Raw genomic sequence first — 21365 nt, forward strand, 5'->3', positions numbered from 1 at the left:
CCGGTTACGATAGTGCAAACTACACTGGGCGTTGCTCTAGCGCGAGACGCACGCCAAACATAACGAGCACCGCGCCGGTGGCGGCGTTCAAGGTCTGTGCAAAGCGGGCGCTGGCTAGCCATTTGCTGGCGCCCCCCACCATTAGCACCACGCTAATCTGCCAGAGATTGGCAATCACAAAATGCACCCCCGCCAGCCATAGCGATTTCAGCAGTGCCGGGTCGGTAGGGGCGATAAACTGCGGCAGAAACGCCATATAGAACACCACGGTTTTAGGGTTCAGCACGTTGGAAAGTAGCCCCTCTTTAATGGGCTGCCAAAGCGGTACGGGGGCGGCCTCTTTCATTACGCCCTTCACCGGCAGCGGCGTTCCCCGACGAGCCGCCAAGAGGCTAGTAACCCCCAGCCAAATTAAGTACGCCGCTCCGGCCAGTTTCAGCATATTAAACGCCCAGGCCGATTGCAGTAGGATCAGCGAAATCCCCAACGCTGAAACGGTCGCGTGTACAAATAGCCCACAGCAAATAGCCACACTGGTCGCAATGCCGTCACGTACTCCGCCCCTCGCCGTGTTGCGAATCACCAAAAGCGTGTCCACTCCTGGGCTTATCGACAGCAGCGTAATCGCCACAACAAAAGGGATAAACTGCGCGTCAATAAAATTGAGTTCCGTCATAGGTAAGGCTCGCTGAGTGGTAAAGAATCCTCACAACGTCACTGGACGTGCGGATTATTTGCTTCTAAAGTGAATTTGGCGGGCAGGCAGTAAGCCACCCGCTCAATCACTAAGCATGTTAAGGATATGAACGATGGCAACTGGCACTGTCAAGTGGTTTAACGACACCAAAGGTTACGGCTTCATCTCTCCCGATGACGGCGGTGACGATCTCTTTGCCCACTTCTCCGAAATTCAAGCTGAAGGTTTTAAGACCCTGCAAGATGGTCAGAAAGTCAGCTTCGAGGTGACCCAGGGTAAAAAAGGCCTTCAGGCTTCCAACATTCGCGTTGCCTAAACAGCGCTGAATGCATAAAGGCCCGCCATCGCGGGCCTTTTTTATGGCGACTGCTCAGCGTTTTCATCCACGTCAGGGCCGCCATCACTCTGCAACGCGGCACCGCTGTCCGGGCGCTCGCTCTCAAGCGCCTTATACTGCTCTTCAAGACGCTGTTGCGCCTCTTCAAACTGGCGCTCGGTGTCTTCAATTACGGCCTCGACGTCTGTCGATTCCAGCGCTTCATCGAGCGGGGGGCTGTCCGGCAGACGGCTTTCCTGTTCCCAGCTCGGTTCAATGGGGTCGCTCTCCATCGGGGCTAGCCCGGGAGACTGCTGCTCAATCTCCTGGAACTGCTCCTCCAACCGGCGCTGCGCCTCTTCAAAGCGCCGTTCGGTTTCCGCAATTACGTCGTCTACATCCGAGCGGGTGGTTTCACCAGGCATCGCGCTGGCTTCATCCAACGCTTCATCCGGGTCGGCGGCCAGGGTCTCTTCATCGGCTTGCAGTGACTCGTTTGATGTTGAAGCACTGGCATCCGAGCCGGTTTCGCGGATCGCTTCGGCTTGCTCTAACTCCTCGGACGCCTGACGCGCCTCAATCTCATCCTCTACCTGTTCAGGCGAAGGAACCTCTGTCTCTGCACCGTCGCTCCCGTTGATGTCGTTCTCTGCGGGCGCGTCGGCCGGCGGCTCGCTGGCTGCCGGAGTATCGCTAGCCTGGCCCGCTGATGCCGAGCGCTCTTCAGGAGCGACGCCAGCCTCTTCCTGGCTATCGCCACACGCACTGAGCAATAGCGCCATGCCGGCCAGTGCGGGTATCCAGAAACGGTTCGTCATTGGGTGATGCTCCTTGGCGGATAAATAAGTAATCAATGGCGGTCGTTGGCAGACAGCAGCGTGCAGTCGGCGGGTAGCAGCACTTTAAGGGCAAGAGGCACCACTTCAACGCTAAAGCGCTCGTAGCGTTTTGCTTCCCCGTCCAGAGTGAGCGGCCAAGGCTCATCATCTTTTCGGGTAGTAACGGTTAGCTGGCTCGCGGTGAAGTAGCGAACATAGCGACCCTCCGCAGGGAACTGCTGCAACTCACCCAGTAAGGTGGGTAGCTCCATGACAGAGTGAAAATCCTTCACCAGTAGCACATCCAGCCGGCCATCATCCAGCTTGGCCCGTGGTGCCAGTACCTGCCCGCCACCGGACTGTCGCCCGTTCCCCAAAGCAAGCAGCAGCAGTGAGGCCGCCTGCTCGTGGTCGCCCCAATGCAGCGTGCCGCGATAGCTGCGGTGCCGCCAGGCTTTTAATGCCCCCATGAGCGAATAGGCTCCACCACCCAACATACGCTTTAGCGTTTTAGGGGTGGAGGAGGTAATTTCCGCCCCAAAGCCGCCGGTCGTCATATTGATATAGTAGCTAACCGCCTGCTGCCCCTCCTCATCAGCGGTCATCCTAATCACATCAATAGGTGCCGCAGTGAGGCTGACCGCAGCGGCAAGGGCAGGCCCTGGCTCAAGGGGGAGCCCCACCGAGGTAGCAAAGTCATTGGCACTACCCAGTGGCACCACGCCTAGCGAGGGGCGATGGTCGTGGGGAATACGCATTAGCCCGTTAACGACTTCATTCACCGTTCCGTCACCACCGCAAGCGACCACGCTAGTGGCGCCTAGTTCCACCGCCTGGGCAGCAAACTCGGCGGCATCGCCACCCTCCCAGGTTGAGCGCACGATAATCGGCGTCCCTGCCTTGCGTTGCGCCTCAACGGCCTCACGTAATGCCGGGTTTCCGGCAGACTTACCGTTGATAATCAGTAAATAACGCTGCTGTGAATCTGTCACCGACGCTTTCCCTCTCCATGGTTAATTCGCTGGCTTCACCTTATGCCAGCGCTTTCTCGACGACCTCGAACACGTTTGATGACAACGGCTCTTGTTTGATCCGTTCCAGTTCCCCACGCATGAGCTGCTGGCGGGTTTCATCAAAACGCTGCCAGCGGGTTAAGGGGGTAATCAGCCGTGCTGCAATCTCCGGATTCAGACGGTTTAGCTCGATCACCACATCAGCCAACAGCGCGTAACCTCTACCATCCAAGCGGTGGAAGTTGATCCGGTTTTGTGCAAAAGCACCTATCAGCGCGCGTACCTTGTTGGGGTTCTTGATAGAGAAAGCCGGATGCCGCATTAAGTAGTGCACGCGCTCCAGCACGTCCGGCTGGGGACGCGATACCTGGATCGTAAACCACTGGTCCATCACCAGCGGGTCATGCGCCCACTTTTCACCGAACGCTTTAAGCGCCGGTGCCGCTAAATCATCGCGGTCACTATGCACTAACAGCGTCAGCGCTTGACGCACGTCCGTCATATTGTGATCCGCAGCAAACTGCGCTTCGCAAAGCGAAATGCCCTCGTCATCCTCAATCGCCATCAGATAGGCCAGCGCTACGTTTTTGAGACTGCGCTGGGCGATTTGTTCAGGCGTCGGCGCATAAGGTGCATCGCTGGCATTGTCTTTATACACGGCGATAAACTCATCGCGTAGCTCCTGAGCCAGCGACTGGCGCACAAACTCACGTGCGGCATGAATGGCATCGACATCGACAATCGGCTGTTGCTCGGCAATATAGGCTTCCGAAGGCAACGTTAACATCTCAGCCAGCACCGCCTTATCATCCATAGGCGAGGTCATCAGCGCTCTGAATGCCTCTACTACACGGCTATCCATCACCTTCTCAACGCCATTGCGGTGGGCGGCGATCAGATCATCAAGGGCGAGCATAGCCAGCCGCTGTCCTGCATCCCAGCGGTTGAAGCCATCGCTGTCGTGGGTTAGCAGGAAAGCTAAATCCTCACGAGAGTATGGGAAGTGTAGCTTTACTGGCGCCGAGAAATCGCGCAGTAGCGACGGCACCGGTGCCTCTGCCACCTCGGTGAAGACAAAGGTTTGCTCATCGTCGATGAGGTGAATCACTGCATCCTTGCCCAGCTTTTCCCCCTCCAGGGTGAGGGTAAGGTCCTGGCCGGATTTGGTGCCTACCAAGCCCATGCGGACGGGAATATGCAGCGGCTGCTTGTCGGGCTGGCCGGGGGTGGCGGGAGTACGCTGGCGCAGCGTCAAATGGTACTCGGCATTGGCGTAGTCGTACTCGCCGTGGGCATCAATCTCCGGTGTACCGGCCTGGGAGTACCAGCGCATAAACTGGCCTAAATCGATGCCGGAGACCTCTGCCATGCAGCCCACAAAATCTTCAATGGTTACGGCTTGGCCGTCAAAGCGCTCGAAGTAGAGGTCCGAGCCACGACGAAACGCTTCCCAACCCAGCAAATTGCGCAGCATGCGCACCACTTCCGCGCCTTTTTCATAAATCGTCAGCGTATAGAAGTTGGTAATTTCGATGTAGTGATCCGGGCGGATGGGGTGCGCGGTGGGGCCCGCATCTTCCGCAAACTGGGCGGTACGGAAAAACGATACGTCCTGGATACGCTTTACCGGCGCGGAGTTAGTGTCGGCAGAGAAGCACTGATCACGGAATACCGTGAAGCCCTCTTTTAGAGAGAGCTGGAACCAGTCGCGGCAAGTCACGCGGTTACCCGACCAGTTATGGAAATACTCGTGGGCAACGATGCCTTCAACATTCTGGAAAGCGGCATCGGTGGCCGTGTTGGGGTGGGTAAGCACGGCGGCGGAGTTAAAGATATTCAACCCCTTATTCTCCATAGCCCCCATATTAAAGTCATTGACCGCGACAATCATGAACAGGTCCAGGTCGTACTCGCGGCCGTAGGTCTCTTCGTCCCACCGCATCGCCCGCTTTAGCGAAGCCACGGCGTGTTCAGTTTTATCGAGATTCTCTTGCTCCACCCAGAGCTGCAGCGTGACGTTACGGCCGCTCATGGTGGTGAAGTGATCTTCAACCTTAGTTAAATCGCCTGCCACCAACGCAAAGAGGTAGCAGGGCTTGGGATGGGGGTCTTCCCAGGTCACAAAGTGCCGACCGCCCTCCAAGTTGCCCTGTTCAACAGGGTTACCGTTCGCCAGCAGTACCGGCTCGTGCTTCTGATCACCTATCACGGTGACCTTAAAGGTGGCCATGACATCGGGGCGATCCGGGTAATAGGTAATGCGGCGAAACCCTTCCGCTTCGCATTGGGTGCAGTACATACCGTTGGATTGGTAAAGCCCTTCCAGCGCGGTATTACTGCTGGGGGAAATTTCTACGTCACTCTCCAGCGTAAACGCTGCCGGAACACGCTCAATCGTGAGCGTTTCATCGGTAAGCCGGTAATCAGCGCTAGCGAGCGGCTGGCCGTCGATGGCGAGGGAGTGCAGCATCAGGTGCTCGCCGTTAAGCACCAGCGGCGCATCTTGGTCAGCATTGGCATGACGCGTTATGGTAAGTCGTGCTTTAACGCGGGTCGCGGTGGGGTCAAGATCAAACGTCAGCTCGGTATGGGTCACTTGATAGGCGGGCGGCTGATAGTCGCTTAAATAAACCGGCTGCGGATCAGACATAGTGCGAAACTCCTGTAAGCTTTAAAGTAGCCGGGCAGCGCGGGCAGTGCGCTACCCGATGAGCATTTCTTGTACTAATTAATCGCGGAAATTATTGAACTGTAGCGGTAAATCAGGCCCCTCCTCGCCGCGCAGCAGGGCCATGACACTCTGCAAATCATCACGCTTTTTGCCTGTCACGCGTACCTTTTCGCCCTGGATCTGGGCCTGCACTTTTAATTTACTGTCTTTGATACGCTTTACCACATTTTTAGCTTCCGCCTGGTCAAGCCCTTGCTTGAGCAGCACTTCTTGGCGCGCCTTAACGCCTGATAGCACCGCATCCTTAATATCCATGCAGCGGGCATCGATGCCCCGGGCAATAAGGCGATTACGCAACACATCCAGCATCTGCTTGAGCTGGAAATCTACTTCGGCTTCGAGCTGTACTTTATCGCCCTCCAGGGCGAAGCTGGCATCAACGCCTTTGAAGTCAAACCGTGACTGCACTTCACGGTTTGCCTGGTCCACCGCGTTGGCGGCTTCGTGCTGATCAAATTCCGACACAATATCAAATGAGGGCATGGCAACGTTCCTGACAAGACATGACCCACCATTCTAGAGCAGCAAGCACCCAACCGGCCAATTTCTCTTGATAAAAGCTAAACAAAAGCTCTGCAATTCAATTACAAACAGGAGAGAAAATTGTACAAACACGCTTTTTAGCGATGTTAAAGTGTGCCGGGTTAACGTAGTCTGCTGCTACATTACCCGAAGGCCTAAAACGAGGAGAGACAATGAGCGATCGTGATGCCCGCCATAAAGCGTCAATGGAGAAGCTAAAGGCACGGGTAGACGAAAAAGTGGCCAACGCCACCGAACAACGTGGCCTGCTGCTCGTCAACACCGGTAACGGCAAAGGTAAAACCACCGCTGCCTGGGGAACCGTTACTCGGGCACTGGGCTATGGCTATAAGGTGGGTGTGGTGCAGTTTATTAAGGGCTTATGGGAGTGCGGCGAGCGCAACCGGCTAGCAGAGGACCCCAACCTGAGTGTTGCCATTATGGCGACCGGCTTTACCTGGGATACCCAGAACCGCGAGGCAGACACCGCCGCCTGCCAAGAAGTATGGAAAGAGGCCGAAAAAATGCTGGCCGACCCTGAGACCTACCTGGTCGTGCTGGATGAAATCACTTATATGCTGAAGTTTGGCTATTTAGACATTGCGACCGTCAAACAGGCGCTGCTCGACCGCCCCAGAGAGCAAACAGTCATTATCACTGGACGCAATGCCCATCGTGAGCTGATCGCCATGGCGGATACAGTTACTGAGATGCAAGAAGTACGACACGCGTTTAATAACGGTCTACAGGCTCGTCGCGGCATCGACTTTTAACGCTTAGCTATCCATTCGATGCGACCATGCAAAAGGGGCGCCGGAACGCCCCTTTCATGCCAGCCACAACTGCGTGCGCAATGGCGGCTACATTTCCACCGTATTATTTACTGTCGAACGGATTGCGCAGCACGATGGTTTCTACACGGTCGGGGCCGGTTGAGATGATATCAATGCTGGTACCCACCTGCTCTTCCAGGAAGCTGATGTAAGAACGAGCGTTGGCAGGCAGATCTTCTACCTTCTTCGCTCCGAGGGTGGACTCTTTCCAGCCTGGCAGGTCATGGTAAAGCGGCTCAACAGCTTCGTAACCCTCTGAGTCTACTGGGTTATCTAGCACCTCGCCATCCTTACTGCGGTAGCCGACGCATACACGGATATTTTCCAAACCGTCCAGTACGTCCAGCTTGGTCAGGCAGATACCCGACACCGAGTTGATCTGCACCGCATGGCGAAGCGCAACGGCATCAAACCAGCCACAGCGGCGCGGGCGTCCGGTGGTAGCACCAAACTCATGGCCACGCTCGGCCAAGTGGCGGCCGTGGTCATCAAACAGTTCGGTGGGGAACGGACCAGAACCTACACGGGTGGTATAGGCTTTAGTGATACCCAGCACGTAGTCCAGATACAGCGGGCCAACGCCAGAGCCAGTCGCTGTACCGCCTGCCGTGGTATTAGAGCTGGTGACATAGGGGTAGGTACCGTGGTCGATATCCAGTAGTGAGCCTTGGGCCCCCTCAAACAGGATATTCTCACCGGCTTTACGCAGGTCATGCACCATGCTAACCGTATCGCTGACCATGGGGCGCAGCTCTTCCGCCATTTGCATGGCGCTATCCAGCACTTCCTGGAAGTCTACCGCCTGCTCGCCGTGGTAGTTCACCAACACAAAGTTGTGGTAGTCGAGCACTTCACCCAGTTTGGAGGCGAACCGCTCGCGGTGCAGCATATCGCCCAGGCGCAGGCCGCGGCGGGCGACCTTGTCTTCATACGCCGGCCCAATGCCGCGGCCGGTAGTACCGATTTTAGCAACACCACGGGCTTTCTCACGCGCTTGGTCTAAGCGCACGTGATACGGCAGGATCAGCGGGCACGCCGGAGAGAGGCGCAGACGCTCACGAACGGGAACCCCTTTGGCTTCCAGTTCACGGATCTCCTTGATCAGCGCTTCCGGCGACAGCACTACCCCATTACCAATCACGCAGGTCTTGCCAGGGCGCAGCACGCCGGAAGGAATCAGGTGAAGAACGGTTTTCTCACCGTCGATCACCAGCGTGTGGCCCGCATTATGACCGCCTTGGAAGCGCACCACGGCAGAGGCTGATTCGGTGAGCAAGTCAACGATTTTACCTTTGCCTTCATCACCCCACTGGGTGCCCAGGACTACGACATTCTTACCCATTATGCACTCGTCTCTTGTGTCAGGGCCGTTGTCTGCCAACGACCATCGATAAACTCAAGACGGCGGTCACAGTTGTGCTCCGCCGGCCCAGTACGCTGCCCAGGCAGCGCTTGAATTACGCGTTCACCCTGCTCACGCAGCGCCGCAATGGCAGCGTTAAGCGACTCGTCCGCTTGGGCAGGCGCCCAAACCGCACCCCGGCTGGGCGATGCCAGCGCCAGCGATGCCAGTTGTTTCAGGTCCATCGAGAAGCCGGTGGCGGGCCGTGCGCGACCAAACGCACGTCCGGTATCATCGTAGCGACCGCCCTTTGCCAAGGCCTGGCCATAGCCAGGTACATAGGCGGCAAACATCATACCAGTATGGTACTGATAGCCACGTAGCTCAGCTAAATCAAAATAGAGCGAGACATCAAAACGTGCCAGAACGCCCTTATAAAGCGCCTCTAGCTGGTCAAGGGCTGCCGTTACCGGCGCAGGCGCACCTGCAAAGCGCTCCCTTGCCTCAACCAATACGCTGGCATCGCCGTGCAGTTCGCCCAGCGCCGTCAGCATCTCCGCTAACACGGGGTCACTGACGCTGGCGTTCACCTGCTCTGCCAACTGTCCCGGCGATTTTAGCGCCAGCGCTTCAAACAGCGCACGCTCCTGCTCACCGCTCAGCGCAGCGGCTTCCACCAAGCTACGATAAATGCCGATATGGCCCAGCGCCAAGTGAATCTCGTCAGCGCCTGCCGCATGGAGGCTGGCAAGCGCCAAATGAATAATTTCGCTATCGGCTTCCAAACCCGCATGACCAAACAGCTCAACACCTACCTGTACCGGGCTGCGGCCGCCCTGGTGCTGGTCGGCTTTTGCGCGCAGCACATTGGTGCAGTAACAGAGCCGTACCGGACCTTGGCGCTTGAGCGAATGGGCATCCATTCGAGCTACCTGCGGCGTGACATCGGCGGATGCGCCCATCATGCGGCCAGTCAGCTGGTCGGTCAGTTTGAAAGTTTGAAGATCGAGATCCGTGCCGGTACCTGTCAGCAAGGAGTCCAAAAACTCCACCGGCGGCGGCATTACTTGGTCGTAGCCCCAGCAATGGTAAAGATCAAGCAGCGCACGGCGCAGCTCTTCCATGCGGCTTGCCTGAGGCGGCAGCACCTCATCCATGCCGTCGGGCAATAGCCAGCGGTCAGCGATGGTCATGTGAACAATCCTGCGAGACGATGAAGGCCCTTCCTGACGACACCACCAACAGCCCCTCCGGGCACTGTGTGGAAACGTTCACGAAACGAGGGCCACAAAAAAACCGGGCGACGCCCGGTAGGTAAAGTCTATCACGTTTATGCGCTAGATGAACCCCGCCAGGCGCACCGCTTGACGGGGTTCATTACTACTACTCAGCGCTACTAGGTACTGCGCTACGCAGATAGCGGAAGAAGTCACTATCTGGCTCGAGTACCAGCAAATTGCCGTCGCCGGAGAAGCTCTCACGGTAGGCGTTCAGGCTACGCCAGAAAGCGAAGAACTCTTGGTCCTGGCTGTAGGCCTGAGAGAAGATAGCAGCCGCTTCCGCATCACCTTCACCGCGTAGCGTTTCGGCACGCTCGTTAGCCTGGGCCAGCAGCACCTGGCGGCGGCGGTCGGCGTTGGCGCGAATCCGCTCTGCTTCTTCCTGCCCCTGGGCGCGCCACTCACGGGCTTCACGCTCACGCTCCGAACGCATACGCTCGAAGACGGCAGCGGAAACATCTTCTGGCAGGTCGATACGCTTAATCCGGATGTCACGAATCGCCACCCCTAGCTCTTCGCGCATCAGCGCGTCAAGCTCCTCGGTGGGACCCGTCATCAGGTCATCGCGACGCTCGGCGATAATTTCCTGCAGATTCAGACGACCAAACTCGTTACGCAGGCTCTCATCGACCCGCGGCTGAATCAGGCGAATAGCCATCATCTCATCGCCTGCGGTGGCCTCGTAGTAGCGCGTGGGGTTTACCACCTGCCACTTCACGTAGGAGTCGACGATCACCGCTTTCTGCTCAAGGGTGAGATAGCGGCTGGTGTCCGTATCCAGCGTAAGCAGACGCACGTCAAACTTGCGAATGGTCTGGGCAATCGGGATTTTTACGTGCAGTCCCGGCTGGATATTCTCTTCAATGACCTCACCAAAGCGCAGTTTTACCGCGCGCTCGGTTTCATCCACTACATACAGGCTGTTGCTTGCCAGCCACGCCACGGCAGCAATGCCACCTACGATAAGCAGGGATCGATTATTAATCATTTAGCGGCCCTCCCTGCGAATGGGGTTATTACTGGTTGACGATGAGGAACTGCTTTGGCTGCCACTCCGCAGTGACTCCAACAAGCGCGGATCAATCGCCTCGCTGCTATCCCCGCTGTTATTTGAGGACTCATCACTGCTATTGCTGTTATTACCACCGCGCAGCTGATCCAGCGGCAGATACATCAACGGTGCATTTTCGCTTACATCCAGCAGCACTTTGGGCGTGTTACCGAAGACTTCCTCAATGGCATCCAGGTACATCCGCTCGCGCATGATCTCCGGTGCGTTACGGTATTCAGCTAGCAGAGCGTTAAAGCGGTTTACCTGACCTTGCGCTTCCGCCACTACCGATTCACGGTAACCCTGGCCCTGCTCAACCACACGCTGCGCCTGACCCTGCGCGGCAGGAATAATCGCGTTAGCGTAGGCCATACCTTCGTTAATGGTCCGCTGGCGATCTTCGCGGGCACGGATAACATCGTCGAAGGCATCGATAACCGGCGCAGGCGCCGAGGTGGATTCGATGTTAATGGTTTGAAGGCGGATACCTGCACCATAAGCATCCAGATAACTTTGCAGACGGCTCGCTACCGAGCTGCCTAAAATCTCACGCCCGGAGGTCAGGATATCAATCATGTCCGTACCGCCGACCACATGGCGCAGCGCGGAGTCCAGTGCGTTCTCGATAGAGAGGGCCGGGTCGCGTACGTTCAGCACGAAGTCGCGTGGGTTAGCGACCTGGTACTGGGCCGAGATCTCTACCTCAACGATGTTTTCGTCGCGGGTCAGCATGGACTGCGTTTGGGAAACCGAGCGAACGCGGGTCACGTTGACCATCCGCACATCGTCAATCAGCGGAGGATTCCACTGCAAGCCTGGATCAACGATGCCCTGGTACTCACCGAAACGTAGCACAACGCCGCGCTCGGACTGGTCAACCAGATAGAAGCCTGAGGCCGCCCAAATAGCCAAGGCAACGATAACCAGAAGGCCAGGCAACGCAAAGGAGTTACGGGGCTTGCCTCCTCCGCTTTTACCGCTGCCACCGCCGCTCTTTTTACCGCTGCCGCCAAGCATGTTGTTCAGCTTGTCTTGGAACTTTTTCAGCGCTTCATCAAGGTCAGGCGGCCCTTGGTTATTGCCGCCATTATTACCGCCGTTGTTTCCACCACCATTCCCACCACGGTCGCCGCCGCGTCGGCCGCCACCGCTCCAGGGGTCGTGCTGGTTGCCACCACCGGGCTCATTCCAGGCCATACTTCGTCTCCACTAAGGTGTTCACCTGCACTTTGCCTTGTGCTTATACAGGGCCAGGTGCTTTTGATATTGTTACTATATCAATGTTGTACCATGCTTTTACAGCCACGCACTACGGCTTAAGTACACGGCTTAGGTACTTGATGGGCTACCATTCGTCAGATTCGCGTAATGCTTCTGGTAAATAGGTATTGGCACGCTCACCTAACTGGGCCATCAGCTGGTTAAAGTCGCGCCGTGGCAAACGCACATCCAAAACGGAGCGCCCTTGCTCATCAAAACTCTCTTCGCGCACGGCGTTAAGCTCATGCAAGCCTGCGCGCAGCCTACCCTGCTCTGGCGACAGCGTAAGCGAGAAGCCAATGACATCACCGGCCAGACGTTCGGTCAGCGCTTCATGCAGCAGTTCCAACCCTTGCCCCTTCTGGGCAGATAGCCAGACCACCTCTGGAACGCCGTGAGCGTCACGCTCAATGCGCGGCGCGCTATCCAGCTTGTCTATTTTATTCATGACCTTGAGCACCGGCACGCTGTCGGCACCGATCTCTTTGAGTACATGATCGACTTGCTCAACGTTTAGCTCACGATCAGGGTCGGCGGCATCAATCACATGCACCAATAGCGTCGCTTCCGCCGCTTCTTGCAGCGTTGCTTGAAACGCCTCGACAAGCTTGTGGGGCAAGTGGCGGATAAAACCGACCGTATCGGCCATTACCACCGGGCCAACGTCTTCGATCTCAAACCGTCGAAGCGTTGGGTCAAGGGTAGCAAACAGCTGGTCGGCCGCATAAACCTCGGCACTGGTCAGCGCATTGAACAGCGTCGACTTACCCGCGTTGGTGTACCCCACCAGCGAAACGCTGTGGATTTCCGCCCGTGCTCGGGCACGGCGGTTCTGTTCACGCTGGCTGCGAACTTTATCCAACCGCTTATGAATCGACTTAATTCGGCCGCGCAGCAGCCGCCGGTCGGTTTCCAGCTGCGTTTCGCCAGGACCACGTAGGCCGATGCCGCCTTTTTGGCGCTCAAGGTGCGTCCAGCCGCGGACTAGCCGGGTAGACATATACTCAAGCTGGGCAAGCTCTACCTGCAGCTTGCCCTCATGGGTTCGTGCCCGTTGCGCGAAAATATCGAGTATTAGACCGGTACGATCTAATACGCGGCACTTGAGCTCCTGCTCAAGGTTGCGCTGCTGGGAGGGGCTTAAACTGTGGTTGAAGATGACCAGTTCAGCGTGATGAGCTGCGAGCATTGCCCGCAGCTCCTCCAGCTTTCCTGACCCGACAAACGTACGGGAGTCAGGCCGCTGTCGGCTTGCTGTGAGCAATGTCGCGGGCTCTGCGCCAGCAGAGCGCACGAGCTCCAAGAACTCACCCGGGTCTTCACGTGCTTGTTCATCATAGAAATCTACGTGAACAAGTACTGCCGTTTCACCGGCGTCTGGGCGTTCAAAAAACAATCAATACCTCGTGGACTCTTTTGCTATCCAGCGGTGTTAGAGTTCAGCGTCGGGGGCTGAAGGGTCCTGTGCCGGCAGACGCACATTGCGTGAGGGCACCACCGTGGAAATAGCGTGTTTATAAACCATCTGACTGACGGTATTACGCAACAGGATGACAAACTGGTCAAACGATTCGATCTGGCCCTGCAGCTTAATGCCGTTTACCAGGAAAATAGAGACCGGAATGCGCTCCTTGCGCAAAATGTTCAGGTACGGGTCTTGAAGGGACTGCCCTTTGGACATGTTGCTCTCCCTAAAACTGTCGTTGGGGTTGGTTATCAAATGGCGTGCCCTACTGGTGCTACGCCGCAATCTTGTTGCCCGAAAGGCCTGGTGTGTCAAAAGAGCTAGCCGGCCACTCGAAAACACTTGCTTACGAAATCACTATCTTACGCTAAGCACCGCTTTCACGCACGAATTTCAGAAGCTTATCCAATGCGTCCGGTTGCTGCGAGTCTATCCAGTTAAGCGATGGCCAGCTGCGCAGCCAAGTGAGCTGTCGCTTGGCTAGCTGGCGGGTGGCAATGACTCCCCTGGAGAGTAACTCCCCCTGGTCGTAAGCGCCGTCCAAATACTCCCATACTTGACGGTAGCCAACGCTCTTCATAGATGGCAAGCCAAGATGGATATCATTACGCTTTCTGAGGGCGGCCACCTCATCTATCAAGCCCTCGCCCAACATTGTTTCAAAACGTTGTGCGATACGTTGATGCAGCACCTGCCGATCATTAGGGGCCAACGCTATCGACAGCACCCGCCACGGAAAGGTTTCAGGCTGCTGTTCCGCCCATAATTCGCTCATGGGACGGCCGCTGGCGTAAAACACTTCCAACGCCCGCATGAGCCGCTGGGGGTCGTTAGGATGGATACGTGCCGCCGAGGCCGGATCCACCTCGGCGAGGATGCGGTGCAGCCCCGTCAACCCTTCAGCCTGGCGCTTGGCCTCTAGCCGTTCACGAATGGCGGCATCAGCGGCAGGTAGGTTCGCCACGCCTTCTACTAAGCGTTTGAAGTAGAGCATCGTGCCGCCTACCAGCAGCGGCACTTGCCCTGCCGCGCTAATTTGCCGCATCTCTTGCAGGGCATCCTCACGGAAATCCGCCGCCGAGTATGGGTCGGCAGGGTCGCGGATATCAATCAGGCGATGCGGCGCACGCGCAAGCTCTCCTGCGCTCGGCTTGGCGCTGCCAATATCCATCCCGCGATATACCATGGCGGAATCAACGCTAATCAGCTGATGCCCTAGCTGCTCATGAAGCGCTATCGCCGCATCGGTTTTACCTGCAGCGGTGGGCCCCATTAAAAATATCGCCCAGGGGCGTGTGTCAGCCATCTGCTTGCCGCACTCCATTGGTTATCTTCATCGTTACTGGCCGCGTAAAAACAGGCGGTCGAGTGCTTTCATGCTCATTTGCGTCCAGGTTGGGCGGCCGTGGTTACACTGGTCGCTGCGCTCGGTGCGCTCCATATCCCGCAGTAGCGCGTTCATTTCATCGAGCGTTAAGCGCCGGTTGGCCCGCACGCTGCCGTGGCACGCCATGGTGGAGAGTAGCTCATGAATACGCGCTTCCACCTGGTGCGTCCGGCCAAAGCGGGCTAGCTCTTCCAGCATTTTACGCACCAGCGCCTCGGGGTCCGCCTGGGCTAATAGGGCGGGTAACTGACGTACCAGCAGGGTTTCTGGGCCGGCAATATCCAGCTCAACGCCTAGCTGTGCAATAGCGTCTCGCTCGCTTTCCGCGGTAGCTACTTCGGTGCGGCTCGCGGCCAGCGAGACAGGCACTAGCAGCGGCTGGGTATCTAGCCCCTCAGCGGCTGCCAGTTGGTTTTTCATGCGCTCATAGACAATCCGTTCATGGGCGGCGTGCATATCCACCAGCACTAAGCCCTGGGCGTTCTGCGCTAGGATATAAACGCCATGCAGTTGGCCCAGCGCAAAACCTAGTGGCGGCGCGGCGGTTGCATCATGGGCAGGCATTGCCATTGGTGCTTCGCGCACTTCCGAGGCAGCCGGCCACGGGCTGGGTGGACTCGGCTGCGGGGTTAAGAGCGTCTCTTCGTGGTCGGGGTGAAGCGCCTGATACCCTTGCATAAAGCGGCGCACCCGCTCAGCGCCAGGGTGCCGCTCCGGCCCTTCCGAAAGCGCCATGCCCTGCTGCTGCCAACGTGGCGCAGGCGGTGCGGCAGCGTTTTGCGATGCAGGCTCGGCATCCTTCGTCACCTGAGGCTCCGGCTCATCCCGCTCCTCTTCGGCGGGTTTGGAGGCTGCCAGGCAGTGGTGCAGGCTGGAGTAGAGGAAGTCGTGCACCATGCGTCCATCGCGGAAACGTACTTCATGCTTGGTGGGATGCACGTTGACATCCACCACATCAGGATCAAGCTCGAGATAAAGCACGAACACCGGATGGCGGCCGTTATACAGCACGTCACGGTAGGCCTGGCGCACTGCATGGGCGACGAGGCGGTCACGCACGACCCGTCCATTAACGAAGAAGTACTGCTGGTCCGCCTGCGAGCGAGAGTGCGTCGGCAGCCCTACCCAACCGCTTAGACGCAGCCCGCCTGCCTCGCGCTCAATATAGCGGGCGTGTTCGATAAAGTTTTTGCCCAGCAGCGACGCGATACGTCGCTCGCGGGCGGCAGCTGTGTTACCCGAGGGCAGCTGATGGACTACTTTTTGATTGTGGCGCAGCACCCAGGCAATGTCGTAACGCGACAGTGCTTGACGGCGAAAGGCCTCTTCCACGTGGGCAAATTCGGTCTTTTCAGTGCGTAAGAACTTGCGCCGTGCGGGCGTGTTGAAAAACAGGTCGCGCACGGCCACGCTAGTGCCCCGAGGATGCGGAGCCGGCGTTACCCGGGCCTCCATGCCACGGCCTTCCGCCACCACGCGCCAGCCCTGACGGGGATCCTCTTCCGCATTGGAGACCAGCTCTAACCGCGACACCGAGCTAATCGAGGCCAGCGCTTCACCCCGAAACCCCAAGGAGCTCACGCCCTCCAGATCCTCCAAAGTACTGATTTTACTGGTGGCATGGCGCGCCAACGCCAGGGGCAAATCCTGTTCACCAATGCCGATGCCATCATCGCGCACTTTGATCAACCGGGCACCGCCCTGCTCAATCTCCACTTCAATACGCTGGCTGCCCGCATCAATGGCATTCTCAATCAGCTCTTTCGTCACTGACGAAGGGCGCTCGACCACCTCACCGGCAGCAATCTGGTTCGCCAGGCGAGGGTCGAGCACATGGATACGGCCAGGCAGCGAGTTCGCTTCAGTCAACCAACACCTCGAATGCTAAGCATGAAAAACGATCTTTTTGAGCGCTCTGTTATCAAGAGCTGGGGATACGCAGCACTTGACCTACCCGAATGACATCGCCATTCAGGTCGTTCGCCTGCTTAAGCTGGTTCACCGGTACACCGTGGCGAATCGCAATCGCCGACAGCGTATCGCCCGACTGGATGCGGTACTCGTTGCCGGTGGGGCGGCGCTGGTTATCACGCTGCCACGCCAGCAGGCTCGCCGGAGGCGGATTACGCTGGAAATGCTCGCGCAGCCCGCTGAAAATCGCCGTCGAGAGCCCCTGTTGATGCACGGGGTCGCGCAGGCGGCGCTCTTCATCGGGGTTAGAGATAAAGCCCACCTCTATAAGCAGCGAGGGGATATCCGGTGATTTCAGCACCATAAAGCCCGCTTGCTCTACCCGCGACTTATGCAACCGATTCACCCGCCCAAGTTGTTCAAGCACCTGCCCGCCAATGGAAAGCGAGTCATTGAGCGTAGCCGTCATGGTGAGATCCAGCAGCACGCCGCGCAGCACCTGGTCTTTATCACGCAGCGACAGGCTGCCATCGACACCGCCAATCAGGTCGGAGCGGTTTTCGCTATCAGCGAGCCACTGGGCGGTTTCCGAGGTAGCGCCACGCTGGGAAAGCGCATAGACGGAGCTGCCCTGGGGCCTTGGGCTGGTAAACGCATCGGCATGAATCGATACGAAAAAGTCGGCCTTCTGTTCGCGGGCAAGCTGAGTACGCTGGCGCAGCCCCAAATAATAGTCGCCGTCACGAATCAGCACGGCTTTGAAGCCTTGGGTTCGATTCACCTCCGCAGCCAGCCGTCGGGCGATCTCCAGCACCACATCCTTTTCACGGGTGCCCGATGGGCCAATCGCGCCGGGATCCTCGCCGCCGTGCCCCGCATCGACCGCAATAATAATGTCCCGCTGCGGGTGGGGCTGGGCAGGCTGGACTTCGGCTGGGGGCTGCTGCGGACTCGGCGTAGGCACGGCTACATCCACGCCTGGCGCCTGCGCCTGGGCCGCACGCTGGGCCATGATCTCCTGGTCACGAATCATCGCCTCAATAGGGTCGATGGGGTTCTCCACCGCACTTTCGCCTGGGTACTCCAAATCCACCACTAAGCGATGGCCGTACTGGTCATTGGGCGGCAGCGTAAAGTGGCGCGGCTCAATAGCGCGATTGAGCTCCAGTACGACCCGCAGGCCGCCGCCATCCCGTATGCCGGTTCTTACCTTGGCAATGGCACTGCCATCCAAGGGCAACGTCGAAGCATCGGTATCCAGCCGGCTATCATCCAGGTCAATGACAAGGCGCGCCGGATTGTCCAGTGAAAATACATTGGCCTCGGCTGCCTCCGTAAGGTCAAACACCAAACGGGCGTGATCGGGAGCCGCCCAGAGCCTCATGCTCTCAACGGTGGCCGCCTGCAAGGTCGCGGTACCTGCCAATAAAACCGTACACCCCGTCACCAACCGGCCGATGAAACGGATCAGCGGGCTTTTCATATCCATTGAATCACACCACACTCCTGTTGCTTCCCAGCCCCCAGGCTTGCCAGCTGCTCTATGACGCCTTCACCAAGTACACTGCCGGCGCTCAGTTGCGCGATGCGTCCGGTTTCAGCCACACGCAGTTGGATACGCAGATCCGGAGCGGGCAACCAGCCCTCGCCCCGGCTCGGCCACTCGATAAGACATAGCGCATCATCGGCCAGCACATCGCGCCCGCCCATGAATTCTAGCTCCTCGGGGTCCGCCAAACGGTACAGGTCCAGATGGTAAATACGCTGCCCGCCCAGTTCATAAGGCTCTACCAGCGTATAGGTAGGGCTTTTCACCGCCCCCTGGTAGCCGTAGGCCCGCAAAATGCCGCGCGTTAGGGTCGTTTTGCCCGCCCCTAAATCGCCTTCCAAATAGACGCGCCCGTGACCTTTTAGCGCTTGGCCCAGCGCCTCGCCAAAGGCTACGTGGGTCATTTCATTGTTGAGTTGCACCTGCATGTCGGCTGCCTTCACGGGTTAATTAACACTCGTGCATAGGATGCCAGATCACTTGCTAACAGGCCACGCTCTCCCTCGGTTTTAGCGGCCTCATCCCCTGCCAGGGCGTGCACCATGACGCCTAGCCAGGCGCTCTGCTCCAAGCTGCCGAACTGGCCCACCAATGCCCCCAACATTCCGCTCAACACATCGCCCATACCGCCGCTTGCCATGCCCGGGTTACCGTAAGGGCATACCACCAAGCCACTGGGGCCAGCCACCAGGCTACCCGCACCTTTTAAAACCACAATACCGCCACGGGCACGCTGCAAGGCACGGACGGCCTCGGGGCGGTCGGCTTGGACATCCGCCACCGAGCACCCAAGTAGCCTCGCGGCTTCACCAGGGTGGGGTGTTAGGATCCAGTCATCCCGGCGCAGCTCCGGCCAGCGGCTGGCCAGCAGGTTAAGCGCGTCGGCGTCCACCACCAAGGGCGATGAGGAGTGCAGCGCGCTTTGCAAGATCGCTTGCCCCCACGCATCCTGCCCCAGCCCAGGCCCCACCACAACCGCATCTGCCTGGGCAGGAAGCGCTGCCCTATCGGCCCCGCCACGCACCCCGCGAACCATTACTTCAGGGCAGCGCACTAGGCTTGCCGTAACATGCTCGCAAGCAGTGGCTAGGGTTACCTTACCCGCTCCTAGGCGCGCAGCCGCCTGGGAAGCCAGCAGTGCCGCGCCACCGAAGCCCGGCGCGCCGCCCATCACCAGCACATGCCCGAGGCTACCCTTATGGCTGGTGCGTGAGCGAGGCGTAAACGTTTCGCCAAGTAGCGAGTCATCCAGCCGCCACGCGGTGGGGGGAATATCAAAGAACGCCTGGGCTTTGACACCCAGCGGCCGGAAATCAATCTCGCCGGTATAGGCCGGAGCATCGCCAGTGTGCAGCCCCATCTTATCGCCAATAAAAGTAACGGTGCAGGTCGCCGCCACCGCCATGCCTAGCACCGCTCCGGTATCCGCCGAGATACCCGAGGGTATATCCAGCGCCAGTACAGGACGGGCCGATGCGTTAATTGCCTTGATAGCCTGCTGGATACTGCCCGCCACCTCGCCTGACAGCCCTGTTCCTAGCAATGCATCGACGACCACTTCGCCTACCAGGGTGGTATCGGACTGCCACTCCTCAAACCCAACCCCCGCCGCCGTTGCCAGCTCAGCGGCGCGGGCTACATCCCCCGTAAGTGCCTCCAACGGTTTTAGCGAAAGGCGCTGCACCTTGAGCCCGGACTGCATGGCCAGCGCCGCCAACACATGCCCATCACCACCATTGTTACCACCGCCGCACAGCACCGTGACACTGCGCGCCTGGGGCCAACGGGAACGAAAGCTGTGCCAGGCACTAGAGGCTGCTCGCTGCATCAGCGCGAAGCTTTCTATGCCGCCTGCGATGGTGCGCCGGTCAAGCTCGCGCACTTGGGCCGCTTTATAGAGGGGGCGTAGCGAAGAGGTACTCAACGTAGACACGATCACTCCTTAATAGGGTACTAAATCAACGCCTAGACTCAGCCAGCGTCAGCATAATGCTAGGCGGCATGTTGTGGCAGCGAGTAATGCGTTAGCATAGCGCGCTTAACGCATCACCGTTGATTGACAATGCCAAGTTCCACGACTTTTTCACCTTCGCGTGAATGCCTTACCAGCGAACACCTTGACCACCTTGCCGAGCTGATTAAGCAGTGGGGCCGCGAGTTGGGCTTTCAGCAGGTCGGTATTACCGATATCGACCTAACGAACCATGAGACCTTCCTAAACCGTTGGCTGGATAAAGGCTACCACGGCGATATGGGCTTTATGGCAAAACATGGCACTAAGCGCACCCGCCCCGAAGAGCTGGAGCCTGGCACCCAGCGGGTGATCAGCGTGCGTATGGACTATCTACCGGCCGAGGTGGAGAGCGCCAAAGTGCTTGGCCAGCCCCACCGCGCCTATATATCGCGCTATGCTCTGGGCCGCGATTATCATAAATTAATGCGTAAACGCTTGGCGCAATTGGCAAAGCGTATCGAGCGGGAAGTAGGGAAATTCGGCTTTCGCGCCTTTGTGGACTCCGCCCCGGTGATGGAGCGTGCGCTCGCCCAGAAGGCGGGCTTAGGCTGGTTCGGTAAGAATGCCATGCTGCTGAACCCCAAAGCGGGCTCGCTGTTCTTTCTTGGGGAGCTGTATACCGACCTGCCGCTACCCGTAGACGCCCCTTTTGAACAGGAGCATTGCGGCAGCTGTAGCGCCTGCCGTACCGCTTGCCCCACAGGGGCTATTGTTGACGACAAGGTGGTCGATTCACGCAAGTGCATCTCCTATCTCACCATTGAGCTGCACGACGCCATTCCCGTGGAGTACCGCCGTGCCATGGGCAATCGCGTGTATGGCTGCGACGACTGCCAGCTCGTTTGCCCGTTTACCCGCTTCACAAAAACCACCCAAGAAGAGGACTTCGCCCCGCGCCACGACCTTGACCGCGCCTCGCTTATCGCGCTGTTTAGCTGGGGCGAGGAGGAGTTTTTGGACAAAACCGCCGGTAGCCCCATCCGCCGCATTGGCTATGAGCGCTGGCTGCGTAACCTCGCCGTTGGCCTGGGGAACGCCACATGGAGCGAAGCGGTCGAGGCCACGCTATGGGCACGCCGAGCCTACCCTAGCGCTCTGGTGCGGGAGCACGTTGCCTGGGCACTCGATGAACAGCGCCACAAAAGGAATGCGCGTATCGCGACGCGCCCATGATAG

The 21365-nt window shown here is 58.3% G+C and carries 19 protein-coding genes; 3 read left to right on the forward strand and 16 right to left on the reverse strand.

Features of this window, described 5'->3' with window-relative positions:
• Positions 1 to 19: 19 nt before the first annotated feature.
• Positions 20 to 676, reverse strand: coding sequence for a LysE family translocator (locus tag LG300_RS09670; RefSeq protein ID WP_404374926.1), 657 nt, complete (start codon positions 674 to 676; stop codon positions 20 to 22).
• Positions 677 to 809: 133 nt separating this feature from the next.
• Between LG300_RS09670 and LG300_RS09675 the strand changes: the two genes are divergently transcribed.
• Positions 810 to 1013, forward strand: coding sequence for a cold-shock protein (locus tag LG300_RS09675; protein ID WP_044630763.1), 204 nt, complete (start codon positions 810 to 812; stop codon positions 1011 to 1013).
• Between the two features lie 41 nt (positions 1014 to 1054).
• Here the strand turns inward: LG300_RS09675 and LG300_RS09680 are convergent, their stop codons facing one another.
• From LG300_RS09680 to LG300_RS09695, 4 genes are all read right to left on the reverse strand, one after another.
• Positions 1055 to 1831 (reverse strand): hypothetical protein, encoded by a 777-nt coding sequence (locus LG300_RS09680; RefSeq protein ID WP_404374928.1) that lies wholly within the window; start codon positions 1829 to 1831, stop codon positions 1055 to 1057.
• A gap of 32 nt (positions 1832 to 1863) precedes the next feature.
• Positions 1864 to 2823 carry a lipid kinase YegS gene (gene yegS, locus LG300_RS09685; RefSeq protein ID WP_404374930.1) on the reverse strand — a complete coding sequence of 320 codons (960 nt, stop codon included), beginning with the start codon at positions 2821 to 2823 and terminating at the stop codon, positions 1864 to 1866.
• Between the two features lie 40 nt (positions 2824 to 2863).
• Positions 2864 to 5494 (reverse strand): aminopeptidase N, encoded by a 2631-nt coding sequence (pepN, locus tag LG300_RS09690; RefSeq protein WP_404374932.1) that lies wholly within the window; start codon positions 5492 to 5494, stop codon positions 2864 to 2866.
• Between the two features lie 78 nt (positions 5495 to 5572).
• Positions 5573 to 6058: a YajQ family cyclic di-GMP-binding protein gene (locus LG300_RS09695; protein WP_404374934.1), complete on the reverse strand. Its 486-nt coding sequence runs from the start codon at positions 6056 to 6058 to the stop codon at positions 5573 to 5575.
• Positions 6059 to 6270: 212 nt separating this feature from the next.
• On the opposite strand from LG300_RS09695, the gene cobO reads away from it, so the two are divergent.
• The gene (cobO, locus tag LG300_RS09700; protein WP_404374936.1) at positions 6271 to 6870 is read left to right on the forward strand and encodes a cob(I)yrinic acid a,c-diamide adenosyltransferase; all 600 of its coding nucleotides are present in this window, start codon (positions 6271 to 6273) and stop codon (positions 6868 to 6870) included.
• Between the two features lie 103 nt (positions 6871 to 6973).
• Here cobO and LG300_RS09705 read toward each other — a convergent pair whose 3' ends face one another.
• The 11 genes from LG300_RS09705 to LG300_RS09755 form a co-directional block, all read right to left on the reverse strand.
• Positions 6974 to 8272: an adenylosuccinate synthase gene (locus LG300_RS09705; RefSeq protein WP_404374938.1), complete on the reverse strand. Its 1299-nt coding sequence runs from the start codon at positions 8270 to 8272 to the stop codon at positions 6974 to 6976.
• Entirely contained in the window at positions 8272 to 9465 is a 1194-nt protein-coding gene (locus LG300_RS09710) for an ATP phosphoribosyltransferase regulatory subunit (RefSeq protein ID WP_404374940.1), read from the reverse strand. The genes LG300_RS09705 and LG300_RS09710 overlap by 1 nt, the downstream gene beginning before the upstream one ends.
• A gap of 190 nt (positions 9466 to 9655) precedes the next feature.
• Positions 9656 to 10540 (reverse strand): protease modulator HflC, encoded by an 885-nt coding sequence (hflC, locus tag LG300_RS09715; protein WP_404374942.1) that lies wholly within the window; start codon positions 10538 to 10540, stop codon positions 9656 to 9658.
• On the reverse strand, positions 10541 to 11800 hold the full coding sequence (gene hflK / locus LG300_RS09720; protein ID WP_404374944.1) for an FtsH protease activity modulator HflK: 1260 nt from the start codon (positions 11798 to 11800) through the stop codon (positions 10541 to 10543).
• Between the two features lie 148 nt (positions 11801 to 11948).
• Complete coding sequence (hflX, locus tag LG300_RS09725; protein WP_404374946.1) at positions 11949 to 13259, reverse strand: ribosome rescue GTPase HflX; 1311 nt, start codon at positions 13257 to 13259, stop codon at positions 11949 to 11951.
• A 36-nt stretch (positions 13260 to 13295) separates the two neighbouring features.
• Entirely contained in the window at positions 13296 to 13544 is a 249-nt protein-coding gene (hfq, locus tag LG300_RS09730; RefSeq protein WP_253502675.1) for an RNA chaperone Hfq, read from the reverse strand.
• A gap of 151 nt (positions 13545 to 13695) precedes the next feature.
• Positions 13696 to 14634, reverse strand: coding sequence for a tRNA (adenosine(37)-N6)-dimethylallyltransferase MiaA (miaA, locus tag LG300_RS09735; RefSeq protein ID WP_404374948.1), 939 nt, complete (start codon positions 14632 to 14634; stop codon positions 13696 to 13698).
• Positions 14635 to 14667: 33 nt separating this feature from the next.
• Entirely contained in the window at positions 14668 to 16584 is a 1917-nt protein-coding gene (gene mutL / locus LG300_RS09740; protein ID WP_404374950.1) for a DNA mismatch repair endonuclease MutL, read from the reverse strand.
• Between the two features lie 52 nt (positions 16585 to 16636).
• Positions 16637 to 18115: an N-acetylmuramoyl-L-alanine amidase gene (locus LG300_RS09745; protein ID WP_404374952.1), complete on the reverse strand. Its 1479-nt coding sequence runs from the start codon at positions 18113 to 18115 to the stop codon at positions 16637 to 16639.
• Positions 18106 to 18603, reverse strand: a complete 498-nt coding sequence (tsaE, locus tag LG300_RS09750) for a tRNA (adenosine(37)-N6)-threonylcarbamoyltransferase complex ATPase subunit type 1 TsaE (RefSeq protein WP_404374954.1) — start codon at positions 18601 to 18603, stop codon at positions 18106 to 18108. The genes LG300_RS09745 and tsaE overlap by 10 nt, the downstream gene beginning before the upstream one ends.
• 11 nt (positions 18604 to 18614) lie before the next feature.
• Complete coding sequence (locus LG300_RS09755) at positions 18615 to 20108, reverse strand: NAD(P)H-hydrate dehydratase (protein WP_404374956.1); 1494 nt, start codon at positions 20106 to 20108, stop codon at positions 18615 to 18617.
• 129 nt (positions 20109 to 20237) lie between these two features.
• Here LG300_RS09755 and queG point away from each other — a divergent pair, with 129 nt between their 5' ends.
• On the forward strand, positions 20238 to 21362 hold the full coding sequence (gene queG / locus LG300_RS09760; RefSeq protein WP_404374958.1) for a tRNA epoxyqueuosine(34) reductase QueG: 1125 nt from the start codon (positions 20238 to 20240) through the stop codon (positions 21360 to 21362).
• Positions 21363 to 21365 lie beyond the last annotated feature (3 nt).

Origin of the sequence: Vreelandella aquamarina (genome assembly GCF_044805175.1) — a bacterium.
In the GTDB taxonomy this organism is placed as follows: Bacteria; Pseudomonadota; Gammaproteobacteria; order Pseudomonadales; family Halomonadaceae; genus Vreelandella; species Vreelandella aquamarina_B.

Bases quoted from the DNA above. Each gene is read 5' to 3' on its own strand.
- LG300_RS09670 (WP_404374926.1), bottom strand. From the start codon at position 676: ATGACGGAACTCAATTTTATTGACGCGCAGTTTATCCCTTTTGTTGTG.
- LG300_RS09675 (WP_044630763.1), top strand. From the start codon at position 810: ATGGCAACTGGCACTGTCAAGTGGTTTAACGACACCAAAGGTTACGGC.
- LG300_RS09680 (WP_404374928.1), bottom strand. From the start codon at position 1,831: ATGACGAACCGTTTCTGGATACCCGCACTGGCCGGCATGGCGCTATTG.
- pepN (WP_404374932.1), bottom strand. From the start codon at position 5,494: ATGTCTGATCCGCAGCCGGTTTATTTAAGCGACTATCAGCCGCCCGCC.
- LG300_RS09695 (WP_404374934.1), bottom strand. From the start codon at position 6,058: ATGCCCTCATTTGATATTGTGTCGGAATTTGATCAGCACGAAGCCGCC.
- cobO (WP_404374936.1), top strand. From the start codon at position 6,271: ATGAGCGATCGTGATGCCCGCCATAAAGCGTCAATGGAGAAGCTAAAG.
- LG300_RS09705 (WP_404374938.1), bottom strand. From the start codon at position 8,272: ATGGGTAAGAATGTCGTAGTCCTGGGCACCCAGTGGGGTGATGAAGGC.
- LG300_RS09710 (WP_404374940.1), bottom strand. From the start codon at position 9,465: ATGACCATCGCTGACCGCTGGCTATTGCCCGACGGCATGGATGAGGTG.
- hflC (WP_404374942.1), bottom strand. From the start codon at position 10,540: ATGATTAATAATCGATCCCTGCTTATCGTAGGTGGCATTGCTGCCGTG.
- hflK (WP_404374944.1), bottom strand. From the start codon at position 11,800: ATGGCCTGGAATGAGCCCGGTGGTGGCAACCAGCACGACCCCTGGAGC.
- hfq (WP_253502675.1), bottom strand. From the start codon at position 13,544: ATGTCCAAAGGGCAGTCCCTTCAAGACCCGTACCTGAACATTTTGCGC.
- miaA (WP_404374948.1), bottom strand. From the start codon at position 14,634: ATGGCTGACACACGCCCCTGGGCGATATTTTTAATGGGGCCCACCGCT.
- LG300_RS09745 (WP_404374952.1), bottom strand. From the start codon at position 18,115: ATGGATATGAAAAGCCCGCTGATCCGTTTCATCGGCCGGTTGGTGACG.
- tsaE (WP_404374954.1), bottom strand. From the start codon at position 18,603: ATGCAGGTGCAACTCAACAATGAAATGACCCACGTAGCCTTTGGCGAG.
- queG (WP_404374958.1), top strand. From the start codon at position 20,238: ATGCCAAGTTCCACGACTTTTTCACCTTCGCGTGAATGCCTTACCAGC.